Origin of the sequence: Fibrobacter sp. UBA7003, assembly GCA_002449765.1 — a bacterium.
Classification (GTDB): domain Bacteria; phylum Fibrobacterota; class Fibrobacteria; order Fibrobacterales; family Fibrobacteraceae; genus Fibrobacter.
The window spans coordinates 20,828-37,009 of the sequence record DJXN01000015.1 but is presented as its reverse complement, the minus strand read 5'-3'; the positions used below and the strand labels follow the sequence as shown (position 1 = coordinate 37,009).

The following is a 16,182-nucleotide window of genomic DNA, read 5'->3' as shown; positions in this document are numbered from 1 at the left end:
CTTAGGAAGAGAATTTGACATGACGTATTTGAAAAGACTGTTGGCTGTTTTGTTTATACTGGGAGATGCGCTGTGCGTGAACGCCATGGAGCAGCTTCCGGTAATCGACCGTACCGACAAGGTCCACGAGCGTCGATACCTCGACTCGCTGAACGTGTACAACCGTAGGCCTATCCGTTTGAACCAAAGCGGATTTAGGCCCCAGGATTACAAGTACGCCTATGTCGCCGACCCGACGAACATGACCTTCAAGGTAATCGACGCGAATACCAACACGGAAGTTTCGAACGGCAGCCTTTCTCTTATCAAGCAGAACGCCGTAAAGCCCAATATCTGGATCAATGGCGCCTTCAATTCCATCGCAAGCGTGTACGAATTCGGGTCTCTGGATTCCATAAGTTCTGCCAGAGAAAACCTGTACCGAGCGGACTTCACGACGCTTACCTCCATGGGAGAATACTACCTTGTTGTCGGGAACGACACCTCGGCCCACTTCCTTATCCACCCATCGATATTCAACGCCATTCTGGAAAAATCGCTGATGTTCTTTGGCATCCAGCGATGCGGCGACACCAAGTCGCATTTCCACGGGGCATGCCACCTGAAGGACGGTTCTGCAATCGGGCACGACCTCACCGGCGGATGGCACGACTGCGGAGACCACTTCAAGGTCTCGGAAACCCTGGGCTACGCGGCGTATGTGCTTTCGATGGTCTACCTCACCTATCAGGACAAGGCCGAAGACCGCTACGGCAATTCCTATGCGGATACCGTGTTCACCGACGGCATTCCCGACATCCTCTACGAAGCAAAAATCGGAACGGACTACATTCTCAAGCTTTACAACGCATCCAAGGCGGACGGCGTGATTGCCCAAGGCGACATGTACCATTCCGTGGGCGTCGCCGATCCTGACCATGCGTACTGGGACAGGCCTGAACGCCAGGACGCACAATCCCCGGCCAAGGGAGGCCCCGACCGCGATGTAACCAAGAAAATCGGTGCCAATACCGCGGGTATCTTCGCCGCTGCGCTTGCAAACGTGGCCGTCGGATACAAGGTCTACGATGCCGCCTATTCGGATTCCCTTCTCGCTGCGGCAGAAGACATCTACAAGAACGTTTTCAAGGTTGCCTATGCAGAAAAGCGCATCACGAGCGGCAATTACTACAACCAGTTCTATACGGGTGGTGGCCCCCTGAACGACGACGGCGCCGCAGCCGCATTCGCCCTCTGGTATGCCACCAAGGATACGACCTACCAATACGACCTTTACAAGAACCCGGCCATATACAACAACGCAAATTCCTACAGGTACAACCTCGACTACTTCAAGGGCGGATTCCTCGGGAATCCAAGCGGATTTACGCCGGGCGGCTGGGCGACAGACTACCAGAACGTCCATTCGTATGTGCTTTTTGCGATGCAGCGGTTGATTTTGAACAGCCCGACGATTTCTGCGGAATACGGCCTTAGCGAACTGGAACGCGACACCCTCTCGATGCGAACCATGGCGACGTTCAGGAAACTGATCGATGTAAGTACCAACGAGGGCGACTCCCTGGTGCTCACCAACCCTGGCATTGGCAGCGGCGACCCGCACGAAGGCCCAAGCAACCTGCACGTAATCACCCCGTATAACCTGGTGTGGACCAGCTTTGACTGGGGCGTGATGCGCTACAACATGGGAACCGCCGTTTCCATTTTCTTGATGTACGAACTCACCGGCGACGAGCGCTATCTGAAAGTGGCACTCGACAACATGTACTTCATTCTGGGCGCAAACCCGTGGGATATTTCATTCCTTATGGGAACCGGGGACAAGAACCCGCAACACCCCCACAACCGCGCCTCGAACCCCGACGGCTACAACGCAGGCGGCATGCCGTACGACTATAAATGCCCCGTAGGCGCCCTGATGGGAGCCCGCGACCCGAACAAGACACTGATCGAAGACTGGAGCAAATACACCTCGACCGAAACCTGCATCGACTTCACGGCGCAGTTCCTGTTCCCGGCCCAGAGCCTTGCCCAGACTCTCCCGCCCGACATGGATGGTCCGCTGTTCAGCAACATCGCCGGCACACCGATTTCGGACACCGAAGCCATCGTGAGCTGGGACGCCAACGAAGTCGCACTCGTAACCGTATTCTACAGCGAAGTTCCCGACGAGACAACCGTCAAGTCCGTTCAACAGAACACGGCCACAAAGGGCGGGGCTGTCACACTCACCGGGCTCACCCCGGGGAAGACCTACTACTTCTTCCTCGAAGGCATGGACACGAGAAGGAATCTCACAACCGACAACAATCACGGCCAGTGGTACAAGTTCACCATGACCCCTGCCACGACATCCATCAGCGGGGTCACCATCTGCCAAGTCGACAACCGGAGCGCAAAGATTTACTGGTGGTCTAGCGACCGCATGAATGGAGTCGTGAATTTCGGAACGGCTCCGGGAGCCTACACCCAGTCCAAAGCGGCAGAAGGCGGCGCAGTCCTCTTCCACGAAGCGACGCTCACCAACCTTCAGGCTGGCACCAAGTACTACTTCTCCGTATCTTCGGGAGCCACGACGTCAAGCGAATTCTCTTTCACGACCGAAGAATACGCAACAACCGTCGAGATGGACATCTACGTGAAGCCTCTCAACAAGAACGGTTGCTCCAGCAGTTCCGACTGGAAGCAATGCAACACCTTCCTGGTGATTGTCACAAACAGGGATACGATGCCATACCAGGATCTCGACCTGAGATTCTATTTCCCGGTCGCCGTCACCGGAGGCAGCGACAACAGGTCCATTTGGGACGGGACGGGGCAATCGGTCGGATGGCCCACGATGAATTTCGAAGCCCCCGTAGCCTATACGGCAACGACACCGAGCGGAACGACCGAAAGCGGATATTACACGCAGGTCCATATCGAAGGCAACCTCGCCGTTTCCGGCAGCTACTTCTTTGAATTCAAGGTTCAGCCCTCCTACGGAAGCCTGGAAAACAGCTGGTCCTTCAGGCCACATACGGGCTCCGACGATCCAGAAATGTTCGAAGGCATAGACCTGACCCGAGGCCCCTTGTACAAGGAAGAATCCAATTCCACCATGTACATCGAAACCATAAATGGTGTAAAGGAAAAGGCCTTCCGAAAGACGCCTTACGTCACGGCCTACTATCACGGCAAGTACATCTACGGTTACGCCCCGGACTACTCGCCCGAAACAGGGCCGCAGCTCAACCGTACCATAACGCTCAATTTCGACAGCCCGTTCGTATCTCCGCACTACTCCGTGGAACAGGAAGACTACGGCGCCACCTACAGCGGAATGAGCAAGGTGACCCCGACCGGCATGCTCGATGAATTCGAGATGAACGGCAGTTCCTATTTCAACCACACGGCATACGATCCGGCAAACCGCAAAGACGCCTTCCAGTTCAAAATCGACACGACACTTGTCTACGGCAACAACTACATGGAATGGGTCAGCTGGCACAACCGCGCAGCGAACCAGAACGGCAGCTACGATTGCGCCTGCGCCGTCGTCCGCAGCAACGTGGAAATAGACTCCATCATGGTTCCTCCTGAAATCCGCCACCTGAAATTTACCGTCGACACGGTGCACGCCTATACCGGGAAAATGGTCAAGGTCAAGTTGCAGCTTCTGGACAGCAACATGGCGCTACTCAACGTAGACCCCATAAGCGTTCTCCTTTCTTCGGAAACGGGATTCGCAAAATTCTACACGTCCCTCAATTCAACGATTCCCGTCGAAAAAATCGACATCATCAAGGGCGAAGCCGAATTCTACCTTTCTTCTGACAAGGCGACAACGACTATCTTGAAGGCCATCGGGAACAACACCTCCAAATTCAACTATATTCCCGCAAAGGCAGTGCTCATCATCGAAGACCTGCCGCCATGGCCCATCATCGAAGATGCGAAGATGGTCGACTCCGACTGCGACGACATTCCCGACGCGTTCAATATTACGCTTTCGAACGAATACATCACGGCCGAGAACCAGTCGTTCAATTCCATCAAGTTCGTGTACGGCAGAGATACCATCACCAGCACCAACCTGATTTCGCAGAACGGCAAGGACATCGTCGTGGGCGCAAACCTCACGGGCGCCACCGTGAACACAAACCCCGAAGGAAGCATCACGCTTATCAGCAACACGAAGGACGGCAAGAAGGAATCGGTCGACTTCTACAAGGATGGCATTCCACCCAACCTGGTATCGGTTTCTGTGTTGGAACGCCTGCCCGAAGCCACAAGCGATTTCGTCTACATCCAGTTCAGCGAACCTGTGAAGGAACCTTCACCCGAATGGCCTCTCCGGATAGATCACAACGACATTGCGGCCCACGTGAAAGGCGTCAAACCCTACAACAAGGACTTGAACATTTGGGAATTCGAAATTGACTTCGACGCCGGAGGCGGTTCGCTCGTCAAGGAAGGCATGAAGGCGGAGCTGTCGCCGACAGCCACCATCCGCGACCTCGCCGGTAACGGAATCGGCCCCTGCACCCCGAAGGTTGTCGACGTTCTCCTGAAGATCCGTCCGATTCCCATGACTTATGCAAGCATCTCCGACTTGAACCAGGACGGGCTTGCCGAACACGTCGACATCAGGTTCTCGCAGACGGTCGATTCGAAGCACTTCCCGGATTCCATCTCCATCATCTTCGGCAGCGCCGCCCCCGAGACGCTCGTCGTCCGCAAGACGCAATTCCAGCTGAACACGGACCAGATGTCAAGTTCGTTCGACCTCGTGATTCCTTTTGCGCTCGGCAACACCAACGGAAACTTCGAAGGGCTTCTGAACGGCCGCGAAGTCGAAGGCGCGGGCATGATTATCGAACACCTGGGTGACGGTGCCGCCTACGAGACGGAATCCGTGCTTGCCGAAGACCTGGCGGGCCCTGTGTTCGTATCGGCTTCGCTCTCTTCTTCCAATACCTACGAAGTGCTAAACGTATACATAAGCGAGCCGCTCGTCATCGTCGATTCCGCAGCGATCCTCTACGTGCGCGAACGCGGCAACATGAACATCGCGAAAATAGACATTGCCGGATTCGGGCTCCCCTCGGGCAAGACCATGCTGAACGCGCTCTACACCGCCGACGCCGTGGCCGCGGTCATGGAAGGCGACCGTATCAATTTTGCGCCCAATACGGCAAGCGCATTCGCGGACAAGAACGGCAACCGCCCCGCCGAACGCAACCCCAAGGTGACCGTCGGCGGCGAAGGCAAGCCGAAGATCAAGTTCGATATCCACCTCGAAAAGCAGGTTGCCGACATCAGCTCGCAGGCCGCTTCGCTCATCAATTCTACAAAGACGTTGAACCTCTACATTGTCAATCCGAGCAACCACAAACTTGACCGCATCGAAAACGGAGTTGTCGTAGAAACCGGAATAGACACAACAGTCACTCCGCTCACCGGCGTCGTCTGGACCATGGACCTGACCGTCCCGCGTGGCGGAGCGCTGAACGAGCCGGCCTACTGGAGAAGCCTCAAGGTCAAATACAACATTCCCATCTACACGAATCTCGGAAGCTACGTGAACCGCGCTTCCGGCACCTACACCGTCAATTCCGACGAATACTTCTCCACGAACAACAAGGTGACGTTCTTTGTAGAATGGGTCAACTCGCCTGCCGGAGGCGTAAAGTCACAGCAGGGCCGGGCCGTCGGAACGGGAGCCTATATTTACAAGGCCGAACTGGAATGCAAGTTCCTTCCCAACCCGGATCTGGACATGAAAACGAAGGAACGCTTCGACACGTCGAATTCTTACGACAAGACGGAGACCTTCGGAATCAAGCGGACAAAGTAAAAACGTAGCGACAGGTTGACAGACATGCCGGAAATTCTCTATTCAAGTTCCCCCATCAGCACCATCCTGTCGGCTATCGCCCTTCTGCTCACCTTCCTGATTCCCTACATGCTGGGACAGAAGGTGCGCATCAAGCAGTTCCCGAAGCCCATCTACCAGCTGCTACTCATCTGCGTCCACTGGAATACCGGCAGCCTTATCGGGAACATGTTCTTCAGCGGTCCAAATATCGGAATCGGCGCAAAGATCACGTTCGGCCTTCAGGCAATCGCCTGGGTCCAGCTCGGAAACGCCGTCTACCACATTTGCGAACAGAACCTCACCATCAAGCGTTCAAACTTCTGGAGGCTCCTCAACGCCATCGGCGGCGCAAGCGCTATCGCCGTCACGGTTATCTTCTGCATCAAGCCTTCCATTATCACGGATTTTTCCGTCTTTGGCATGAAGCCGTTCCACAGGTATCCCTTCTTTATTTCCTATTCCATCCTGTTCTTCCTTTTCGTGTTCCCGGAAACGATGCTTTCGCTATACAAGATGCTCCGCAGCAGCATGCAGACCAGCGACAAGGACGCCGCGCAAATCCGGTTCTACATGGTGGCAAGTTTCATCTTCTTCGTCGTCATCTCGTTCTTCATGGATTTTCTCATTCCCATCTCGTTCTCGTTCAACGTAGACGGGCACTTCCCCGTGTTCCTGCAATGGCACCAGTATTCGACAGTCATACTCACGATCCTCTGCTGCCAGTACTTCACATCCATCTCTTTCAAGAACAAGAGTTCACATTGGCTTCTCAAGAACCTTGAAGCGCAGCTGAGCGATTCCACCATCCACTTTCTTCCCGACGGAAAAATCGTCGACAGCAACCCGGCCGCACAGCTTCTTTTTAAGAAATCCGAATCCGAAATGAACCTCTGCCGTATCCAGGACCTCATCCCGGACATCAAATACGACATCGAAATCCGTGAAGAAACCAAGGACGTCGTCATCAACGACGAGCGCCACACGTTCTTCATTTCGCTTTTCAAAGTTCGGGTGACCCTCACCACCTACATGTGGATGATACTGCTCAGCGACCAATCCAACTCGCTCATCTACAGGCAGCGAATCGAATCATACAACAAGCAGTTCGCCGACTACAAGCAGGATCTCATCCGCTACCAGGACCGCCTCGACAGTTCCGAGAAAAAATTCAAGGAGCAGAACAACCTGAGTCTTGCCCTCATCAACGCACTTCCCTTCCAGTTCTGGTCCAAAAACGAGCAGGGCGTCTACATGACCCAGAACATCACGGACATCAAGCACCGCGGCAACCAGATCCAGACGACGGATAATTCCGACAAGATTTCAAGCTACGAGAAACAGGCCCGCGAACTCGGGATTCCCAGCATCTATACAAGCTACGAGGACGAAGACCACAACGAGATTAGCGAAGAAGAGGCCAACAACCGGATCCACAACCACAAGACCATTTTCATTTACAGGAACCAGTTCATCCCCATCATCGCGAACCAGAAGCCCTACAAGATTATCGGGCTCAAGCAGGATCTGACCGAGCAGCGCAGGCTCGAACGCGAAAGGGACCTGCTGCGAGAACAGAAGAACATCCACTCGAGACTCGAAGAACTCGGAACCATGTGCGGCGCCTTCGCCCACGACTACAAGAACATCCTCGGTTCGCAAATCGGCTTCAGCGAACTCGCGCAGGAAATCCTCGTGAGCATCCCCGAAGACGCCGTGCCCAAGAAGGAATACGAGAAACTCGGCAAGGTAAACAGCTTCATCGCCGAAGCGACAAAGGCGGCGAACCGCGCCAAGGACTCCCTGAACGAAATGCTGAACGCCCTGCGCGAAAAGACGACAACCGCACCCGAAGCCATGGTGTTCTCGCCCTTCCTCATCATCGAGGATGTCGTAAAGAAGCTCCAGCTGACGCTCCCCTCGAACATCCACATTTCCACCGAAATCGTAGATCCCGACCTCAAGATAAGCGGATTGCCCGCCGCCCTCGACCGAATCCTGACAAACCTCGCGAACAACGCCATCTTCGCGATGAAGTCTACCGGCGGGACACTCACGTTCAGACTCGAACGCGAAACGCTGAAAAACACGCTCGTTCTCCCCTTCTCGGACGCCATCGAAAAGGGAACTTATGCGAAATTCACCATCGCCGACACGGGGACGGGAATGGATTCCGGGACGCTCGAGCGCATCTTTTCGCCGTTTTTCACCACCAAGGCACCGGGAGAAGGGCTCGGACTCGGCCTTTCTTCGGCTCTCAGGCTCCTAAAAGAGGGCAAAGCGCATTTCACAGTGCAAACAACATTAGGCGAAGGCACGAAATTTAATCTATATTGGGATATAGCAAACGATCAACCGGAGAATGCATCATGTCCACCATCCTGATCATTGACGACGACGAGCAGTTCAACCTGATGATGAAGACAGCCCTCGAAGCCAAGGGCTACGAAGTGGAAACTGCGAGCAACGGCAGGGACGCCAAGGTGCTCTACCAGAACAAGAAATACGATGTCATCGTTACCGACATCATCATGCCGGACGTCGATGGCTACGAAGTCATCCTGGACCTCCGCCGTATGGGCTTGGGAGACAGGACAATCGCAGTCAGCGCAGGCGGACGTACCGCTGCGGACGACTACCTGATTACCGCCAAGCATTTCGATGTCGCGGCCACATTCAACAAGCCCTTCGAACTGCAGCCCTTCCGCGAAAAGATTGAAGAAATCATAAAGAGCCATCAGTAACCGATGCCGATGAATATCCTGATTGCCGACTCCGACAAGGAGTTTATCAGCGACATTCGACGTTCGTGGACTTTGCCCGACACAGAGCTAGCCTTCTGTGACGATAAGAACAATTTGATGCCGCTGGTCAAGGCCGCGCCCATAGACCTCGCCTTCATCGAGGTCCCGTTCCTTACGCTCGACAACATGGACATGGTGAGCTATCTCAAGGAACGCAAGCCCGGTATCGAGATTTTTGTCCTCTGCGACAACAAGAACTGGCCCGGGGCCACAAGCGCTATCAACCGCGGTGCGAACAGTTTCATCATGAAACCCGCAACCGTGGAGCAGCTTGAAGACACCACCAAAAAAATCCAGACTCTCCGCCAGAACAAGACGACCAACCAGCTGATGGAGTCGCAGGTGCTGGACAGCCTCCTGGGCGACACCCCCGAAATGAGGAAAATCCTCAAGACGGCATACAAGATTGCGCCCACCACGAGCACGGTCCTCATCACGGGCGAATCCGGTTCGGGCAAGGAGTTCCTCGCAAACGTCATCCACCGCTACAGCAAGCGGGCAAGCGATCCGTTCGTGGCAGTCAACTGCGGGGCGATACCCGAGAACCTGGTGGAAAGCGAGCTGTTCGGCGCCAAGAAAGGCTCCTATACGGGTTCCACCGTAGACAAGAAAGGTTTGTTCGAATCCGCGAACGGCGGCACGCTGTTCCTTGACGAAGTGGGCGAACTTTCCGCCGCGACCCAGGTGAAGCTTTTGCGCTTCTTGCAGAATCACGAAATCCGCCGCGTAGGCGAAACCGAAGCGCGCTACCTAGACGTGCGCATCATCGCCGCCACCAACCGCGATTTGCAGGCCGCCATGGAAGAAGGCATCTTCCGCGAAGACCTCTACTACAGGCTCAACACGTTCCACCTCTCGCTTCCGCCCCTGAGGGAACGCCGTCCGCTTATCCCCACGCTCGTAAAATACTTCATCCTGAAGTACAAGGAAACCCACGGCAAGGACATCCACGACGTGGAGCCCGCCGCACAATACGCGCTCGCGAAATACCCTTACCCCGGCAATATCCGTGAACTCGAAAACATCGTGGAGCATGCGATAGTCCTTTCCGAGAACGGAGTCATCCGCCTGGAGGACTTGCCCGAAAACGTGCAGGAAGAAGCCCGCGAAAAAACAGTCGCCATTCCGCACATGAAGGATGGCATAGGCAACGAAGCTACGGAGGACTCGCCAAACCCGTCCAATACGGGTCTCGCCATTTCGTATGCGGATTCCACCTCCAGGCAACCGCCCCAAAGTACCGCAGACTCTTCCGACGGCCCCGACGAGATCCTCTCGCTCGAAGAGATGGAACGCAGGCACATCCTGCGTGCGCTGAGCGTCTGCAACGGCAACCGCACGGAAGTCTGCAAGCGCCTCGGAATCAGCCGCGCGACCCTTTGGCGCAAACTGAAAGAACTCAAGATCCAGATGGACGGCGAGGAAGCCTAGATGCGAATCAACAAGTTTATTTCCCTGTGCGGAATCGCAAGCCGCCGCGCAGCCGATACGTTAGTGCAGGAAAGGCGCGTGCAAGTGAACGGAGAAACGATTACCGACCTCGGACACCAGGTAGACGAGATTTCGGACACCGTGACCGTCGACGGCAAAAAGGCAACCCTTCCCAAAAAGACAAAGGTCATCGCCTTCCACAAGCCTGCCGGATGCGTCTGCACCAAGGACGACCCGCAGGGCCGCCGCACCGTCTATGACTACCTGCCTCCCGGCTACCAGGGATTCAAGTACGTGGGGCGACTCGACCTGCAGAGCCGTGGCCTGCTGCTGTTTACCGACGATGGAGAACTCCTGCACAGGCTCACGCACCCGAGCTACGAAATTCCGCGCAGCTACTATGTGTGGACGACCCGTCCGCTTTCCGAATCTGCCGCGCAGAAGCTCGTCGACGGAGTCGACATCCGCGACCCCGACGATCCCGAAGCAACCGAGGAAATCGCTTTTGCGACCGACGTGTATCTCGAAAACGGATTTGCGGAGCTCGTGCTCATCGAGGGCAAGAACCGCGAAATCCGCCGCATGATGCGAGCCGTCGGCTACGAAATCCGCGACCTCAAGCGCGTAAGCTATAGCCACATCCAGCTAGGCGACCTGCCCGCAGGCGAATTCCGTGAGCTGACCGCCGACGAGATGAACAAGCTCAAGCAGGCGGTTCACCTGTAGCATGAAGCGGACCCTCTACATCGGCGACGTGCACGGCTGTGCCGACGAGCTCGAGCGCATCATCGACGCATTCGGATTCGTCCGCGAAAATGATACTTTGTACCAAACGGGCGACATCATCAACAAGGGCCCCGACATGTGGCGTGCCATGCAGATAGTCCTCAAGCTCGGCATATTGACAGTGCGAGGCAACCACGAGGAGCACCTCATCCGCATGATGGATTCTCCCGAAGAAACCTGGACCGAGAAACAAAAAAAACGTTTCAGGGCTCTCCCGCTCGAACAGTGGGAGTTCATCCGCGACACCGTGAAAAACTGGCCCCTGTGGCGCGACACGCCGCACGCGCTCCTTGTGCATGCGGGGCTCGAACCGGGAAAGGCGCGACTCGAGGACATGAGTCCCGAAGTGCTGCTCTCCATCCGCAACTGGAATGACAAGCCATGGTTCGAGCAGGTGAAATGGGATAAGACCGTCGTGTTCGGACACTGGGCGAAGATGGGATTCGTAAACCGTCCCGGATTTATCGGCCTCGATTCCGGCTGTTGCTACGGCAAATGCCTTACCGCCTGGTGCCCCGAAGAGGACAAGTTCTACACCGTCCCCGCCGCCCGCGAATACACGCCGGTGAAGGACAAGGCGAAGGAATCCGAAAACGCACCGTGCAAGGTGCTGGGAGACAGTTCCCCCGAATCGGTCCCGCCGCGGACCTTCGACGAAATCAAGTCGAAAATCGAAAACGGAGACATCGCCCCCGGCAAGGATTCGCCCGAGGACGAAAAAATCCGCAAAGCGAGCCCCTCCATCAGCGCGGAATGGGCCGGATACTGACCCATGGCCGCAAGAGGCGCCCCCTATTTTTTTATTTTTGGCGCGGAGATTTCCCATGACGACAGACGAACTCTACAACCGACTCAAGTCCATCCAGCCCGGAGCCGTGCTCTGCACCTACACCAAGGAAAAATGCGAGCAGATGCTCCCGCTGATCAACGAAATCAACGAGCGCAAAAAAGACCAGGATACGGTCATCCTCGCGCACAGCTACGTGGCCCCCGAAATCATCCTCGGCGTCGCCGACTACAATGGCGACAGCTTTAAGCTGAGCGAGGATGCGACCAAGGTGACGCAGAAGACCATCCTGTTTTCTGCCGTGCGCTTCATGGGCGAAACAGCCAAGATTCTCAACCCCGAAAAGGACGTGCTCATCCCGGGTCCGCTCACCGGATGCAGCCTCGCCGACTCCATCACCGGAGAAGAAGTCAGGGAACTCCGCAAAAAATATCCGGAACACACGTTCGTCTGCTACATCAACACGACCGCCGACGTGAAGGCCGCCTGCGACGTGTGCGTCACGAGCGGAAACGTGATGAAGATTATCGAGAGGCTCCCGACGGACAAGATCGTTTTCGTCCCCGACAGGCTCATGGGCCAGAACATCCAGGCCGACCTCGACAAGCGCGGCATCAAGAAAGAAATCGTTTTGCACAACGGCTGCTGCTACGTGCACGAGACCTACGATTCCGAACTTATCGACTTTTTCCGCAGCCAGAATCCTGGGCTCAAGGTGGTAAGCCATCCCGAATGCCACCCGGGTGTCGCCCTCCTGAGCGACTACGTCGGAAGCACGGGACAGATGGTGAACTACATCAAGGAACAGCCCGACGAGACTCCGTTCCTATTGCTCACCGAATGCGGCCTCAATGCCCGCATGCAATACGAGCATCCGAAAAAGCGCTTTATCGGCAGCTGCAGCATGTGCAAGTACATGAAGAGCAACTCGCTCGAAAACATCCTTGAGACGCTCCGCCATCCCGAAAAAGCCGAGCATGTCGAGCTTGACGAATCGGTTCGCGTTGCCGCCAAGAAGTGCATCGACGCCATGTTCTACTACGCAAAATAATCATGAAGAAACTCGTTGCCATTTTGATTCTGCTCGTCGGCGTCTCCGCCTTCGCGGATGGAGACTGGCCGCGTTCATATTTTGTAAGCGCGGGCATTGGAGCAGTCGCATCCAAAGGCGACTTCAACAACCGCGTTATTTCGATGAAGGACACATTGGGGCAAAAGGAATTTGTCCACGCTCCGGCACTCGAGTTTCTCGCGAACCCCGACTTCACCATCGGCGCTAACATCCGCGAATTCACGCTCACGTTCAACTTTCAAATCTGGGAATCCGAACAGACGCTCAACGGATTCCCCGATGAAACCCACAAGGAAAGCAGCCTCCTCTGGCGAATCAGCATGGAGTTCATCTACAACTTCTTCTGGCCGGAGTTTTTCCAGGTGGGAGTCGGGGCTTCGTATTCCTACACCGCAGTAACCACCGAAAATTCGGCTTTCATAGGCGAAGACGCTTACGATGCCGAATTCATGGGATCCGGTATCGGGCTTATCGCAAATATCAAGTATTTTATTTCAGATAACATTGCAATGGTTCCGTTCATCAAAATCTACGAAAACTGGTTCAAGAATGTCTACACCAAGGAAAGCGAACTTTGCGATCTCGATTCCTACATGTGGCAGACATTCGTTTTTGTCGGAATGAACGTCCAATATCAGTTTTAAGTCTCCAATCCGGATTCACCGTTGCCCGACATCTCGCTTTTAGCTAGATTTGGCGGCGTATGAAAACGTTTGCCAAGTACACAATCGCAATTCTCCTAGGGGCCGCATCCATCGCATCTGCTGCAGATGGCGAAGGCTGGGCAACTATCTACGAATCAATCGCCGCGTTCGAAAACCGCCCCGGTGGAGATTCCCGCATATTCAACCGTCCCGGTTACGTAAAGCCCATCATCGAGAATCTGGGCAACGTGCTCAACAGCAACTGGTATGTAAGCGCGAATGTGCCGCAGAGCCTCGCTTTCGAATTCGGATTGCCGATTGCCCTCATCCCCATCAACGACGAAGACCGCACTTTCAAGGAGAAGGACGCTCTCGGCCAGACGCGCGATGTGCCCACGATTTTCGGAAGCAACTGGGACAAGACCGCAGACCCGCTGAATACGAACAATTTCGTTTACGGTAACGAGACCCTGAACGGTCTCGGAGTCTTCACCTACCCTTACCTGCAACTCGGAGTCAGCATGTTCCATGCCCGTGCCGTCGTTCGCGGGATGTGGCTCCCCGCCGTCAGCGAATTGCGCGGGTTCAGCCTGCTCGGTTTCGGCCTGCAATACAGCTTTGGCAGGTGGTTCCAGTACATGCTCCCGAAGGCGGCCCAGGGCCTCGACGTGAGCCTCGTCTTCGGATACAACTCCAGCAGCATCAGCTACAAGCCCAAGGATTATACCGGACAGCTCGATCTTGACATTTCGGCGACAACATTCGATGTAGTCATCGGATACAAGCCCTTCAATTTCTTCGAAGTCATGATGACGCTCGGCTACCAGTCCGCGACCATGGAATCTTCCGGCAAGCTGACCTGCCAGGCGAAGGACGCTTTCGGTAATCCTTCCGCATACTACGGCCAGACCCTCAACCCGAACATTTCTGTCGAAGGCAATAACGGATTCAAGTTCGGCATCGCGATCGCTCTCCAGCTCGGCAAGAGCTTCCATCCGGTCGCAGGATTCGATTATGCGGGCAAGTCAAGCTTCACGACGAACATCCTCTACCTGCGCCAGCAATTCGGCGAAGACAAGACGCCGGATGAGATTGCGAAGGACAAGGGCTACGTGCGCGGAGCAAAGAACGAAGAGAAGGCAAACGAGACTGCAGAAAAGGACGCAACCACAAAAGAAGCAAGTAGCGACGCCCAGCAGGAACTGAGCCAGGAAGCCGAGCAGTCCGAAGAATAGATTTTTAACAAACAAGAAGGCATAACATGATTACATTCCTTATCGGTGTCGCCATACTGATTGGCGGATACTTTACCTACGGAAAGTTTGTCGAACATGTCTTCGGCCCTGACGACCGCAAGACTCCGGCACTCGCTAACCCCGACGGCGTTGACCGCGTCCCGATGAAGCACTGGAAGAACATGCTCATCCAGCTCTTGAACATCGCGGGCATCGGCCCTGTCATCGGCGTGATTCTCGGCATCAAGTTCGGAGCCATCGTGTTCATCATCCTCCCGCTGGGTAACGTATTGGGCGGTGCGGTGCACGACTACTTCAGCGGCATGATAAGCATGCGCAACAACGGCTACAACGTGCCGGCACTTTCGCGCAAGTTCCTGGGCAAGGGCCCCTCGAAGGTGGTGATGGCGCTCATTTCCATCGCGCTCATCCTCGTGGGTGCTGTGTTCACTAACACGCCGGCGCAACTCATCAACACGCCCATCATCGCGGGTTCCGCAGTATCCCCCACGCTCTTCTGGGTAGCGGTCGGCGTGATTTTCGCCTACTACTTCGCAAGCACATTCTTCCCCATCGACAAGATTATCGGCCGCATCTACCCGATTTTCGGCGGCTTGCTCATTCTCGCCTCCCTCGGAATCATGATCGGCATCGCGCCGCACCTCAATGTGCTTAGCGAATTCAACCTCTCCGACATCGCATCGAACTTCACACAGCATCCGGCACACCAGCCCATTATCCCGATGCTCTTCGTGACGATTGCCTGCGGCATCATCAGCGGTTTCCATAGCACGCAGAGCCCGCTCGTGGCCCGCACCGAAGTGACCGAGAAGACTGGCCGCCAGACGTTCTACGGCATGATGATTATCGAAGGCCTCATCGGCATGATCTGGGCCGCGGGCGGCATGTTCATCTACCACATGCAACCCGAACTCATGGCGGCAGGCGGCGTGAAGGTATTGAGCGTACTCGTCTCCACCGTCATCCCGTTCGCTCCGATTTCCATCCTCGTGGTGGTGGGCGTGATTATCCTCGCGATTACGAGCGGCGACACGAGCCTGCGTAGCCTTCGCCTCACGATTTCGGAACTCTTCGGCATCGACCAGACCGACCCGAAAAAACGCCTGCTTCTCACCGTGCCGATGTTCGCCATCTGCCTCGTGATTATCTTCTGGAGCAACCTGAACCCGCAGGGCTTCAACATCCTGTGGAACTACTTCAGCTGGAGCAACCAGCTCATGGCCGTGTGCAGCCTGTGCGTAGCAACAGTTTACCTCCGCAGCAAGAAGAAGAACTACGTGATTGCGCTTATCCCGTGCATGTTCATGGCGTTCATCTGCTTCGATTACATCCTGTGGGTGAGTCCCGAGAACCTGAAGGGTGCTCCGCTCGGATTCGGGCTTGACTACAAGACGGCCCTCGTGCTCGCCATCGAAAATGCTGCCGTGCTCGGCGCGCTCCTGTGCCTGCGCGGCAAGAAGCTCGCCTCCAGGAAGAATTTCGACCCGGACAAGTGGGACAGTTCTATCGATGCGAAGAACGACTACGAACCGGAATAAGGAGTTC

At 55.4% G+C, this 16,182-nt stretch carries 10 protein-coding genes; all 10 read left to right on the top strand.

Going from position 1 to position 16,182, the window contains the following annotated elements; genetic code table 11:
- Nucleotides 1-19 precede the first annotated feature (19 nt).
- Genes B2952_RS12270 through B2952_RS12225 form a run of 10 tightly spaced genes read left to right on the top strand, consistent with a single transcriptional unit; the run spans nt 20 to nt 16,175 of the window.
- Nucleotides 20-5,839 (top strand): glycoside hydrolase family 9 protein, encoded by a 5,820-nt coding sequence (locus tag B2952_RS12270; protein ID WP_290781643.1) that lies wholly within the window; start codon nt 20-22, stop codon nt 5,837-5,839.
- 24 nt (nt 5,840-5,863) lie between these two features.
- A complete protein-coding gene (locus B2952_RS12265; RefSeq protein WP_290733341.1) occupies nt 5,864-8,242 on the top strand; it encodes a PAS domain-containing sensor histidine kinase in 2,379 nt (792 codons plus the stop codon).
- Nucleotides 8,227-8,601, top strand: a complete 375-nt coding sequence (locus tag B2952_RS12260; protein ID WP_290729936.1) for a response regulator transcription factor — start codon at nt 8,227-8,229, stop codon at nt 8,599-8,601. The genes B2952_RS12265 and B2952_RS12260 overlap by 16 nt, the downstream gene beginning before the upstream one ends.
- Before the next feature lie 3 nt (nt 8,602-8,604).
- The gene (locus B2952_RS12255; RefSeq protein ID WP_290729934.1) at nt 8,605-10,092 is read left to right on the top strand and encodes a sigma-54 dependent transcriptional regulator; all 1,488 of its coding nucleotides are present in this window, start codon (nt 8,605-8,607) and stop codon (nt 10,090-10,092) included.
- Complete coding sequence (locus B2952_RS12250; RefSeq protein WP_173382123.1) at nt 10,093-10,818, top strand: pseudouridine synthase; 726 nt, start codon at nt 10,093-10,095, stop codon at nt 10,816-10,818.
- Between the two features lies 1 nt (nt 10,819).
- On the top strand, nt 10,820-11,647 hold the full coding sequence (locus tag B2952_RS12245) for a metallophosphoesterase (protein ID WP_290733339.1): 828 nt from the start codon (nt 10,820-10,822) through the stop codon (nt 11,645-11,647).
- A 55-nt stretch (nt 11,648-11,702) separates the two neighbouring features.
- Nucleotides 11,703-12,716 (top strand): quinolinate synthase NadA, encoded by a 1,014-nt coding sequence (gene nadA / locus B2952_RS12240; RefSeq protein ID WP_173364968.1) that lies wholly within the window; start codon nt 11,703-11,705, stop codon nt 12,714-12,716.
- Nucleotides 12,717-12,718: 2 nt separating this feature from the next.
- Nucleotides 12,719-13,381, top strand: coding sequence for a hypothetical protein (locus B2952_RS12235; RefSeq protein WP_290733337.1), 663 nt, complete (start codon nt 12,719-12,721; stop codon nt 13,379-13,381).
- Nucleotides 13,382-13,440: 59 nt separating this feature from the next.
- On the top strand, nt 13,441-14,616 hold the full coding sequence (locus tag B2952_RS12230) for a DUF6588 family protein (RefSeq protein ID WP_290733335.1): 1,176 nt from the start codon (nt 13,441-13,443) through the stop codon (nt 14,614-14,616).
- Nucleotides 14,617-14,642: 26 nt separating this feature from the next.
- Complete coding sequence (locus B2952_RS12225; protein WP_290733333.1) at nt 14,643-16,175, top strand: carbon starvation CstA family protein; 1,533 nt, start codon at nt 14,643-14,645, stop codon at nt 16,173-16,175.
- Nucleotides 16,176-16,182: the final 7 nt, after the last annotated feature.

Bases quoted from the DNA above. Each gene is read 5' to 3' on its own strand.
- B2952_RS12270 (WP_290781643.1), top strand. From the start codon at position 20: ATGACGTATTTGAAAAGACTGTTGGCTGTTTTGTTTATACTGGGAGAT.
- B2952_RS12250 (WP_173382123.1), top strand. From the start codon at position 10,093: ATGCGAATCAACAAGTTTATTTCCCTGTGCGGAATCGCAAGCCGCCGC.
- B2952_RS12245 (WP_290733339.1), top strand. From the start codon at position 10,820: ATGAAGCGGACCCTCTACATCGGCGACGTGCACGGCTGTGCCGACGAG.
- B2952_RS12235 (WP_290733337.1), top strand. From the start codon at position 12,719: ATGAAGAAACTCGTTGCCATTTTGATTCTGCTCGTCGGCGTCTCCGCC.
- B2952_RS12265 (WP_290733341.1), top strand. From the start codon at position 5,864: ATGCCGGAAATTCTCTATTCAAGTTCCCCCATCAGCACCATCCTGTCG.
- B2952_RS12225 (WP_290733333.1), top strand. From the start codon at position 14,643: ATGATTACATTCCTTATCGGTGTCGCCATACTGATTGGCGGATACTTT.
- B2952_RS12230 (WP_290733335.1), top strand. From the start codon at position 13,441: ATGAAAACGTTTGCCAAGTACACAATCGCAATTCTCCTAGGGGCCGCA.
- B2952_RS12260 (WP_290729936.1), top strand. From the start codon at position 8,227: ATGTCCACCATCCTGATCATTGACGACGACGAGCAGTTCAACCTGATG.
- B2952_RS12255 (WP_290729934.1), top strand. From the start codon at position 8,605: ATGCCGATGAATATCCTGATTGCCGACTCCGACAAGGAGTTTATCAGC.
- nadA (WP_173364968.1), top strand. From the start codon at position 11,703: ATGACGACAGACGAACTCTACAACCGACTCAAGTCCATCCAGCCCGGA.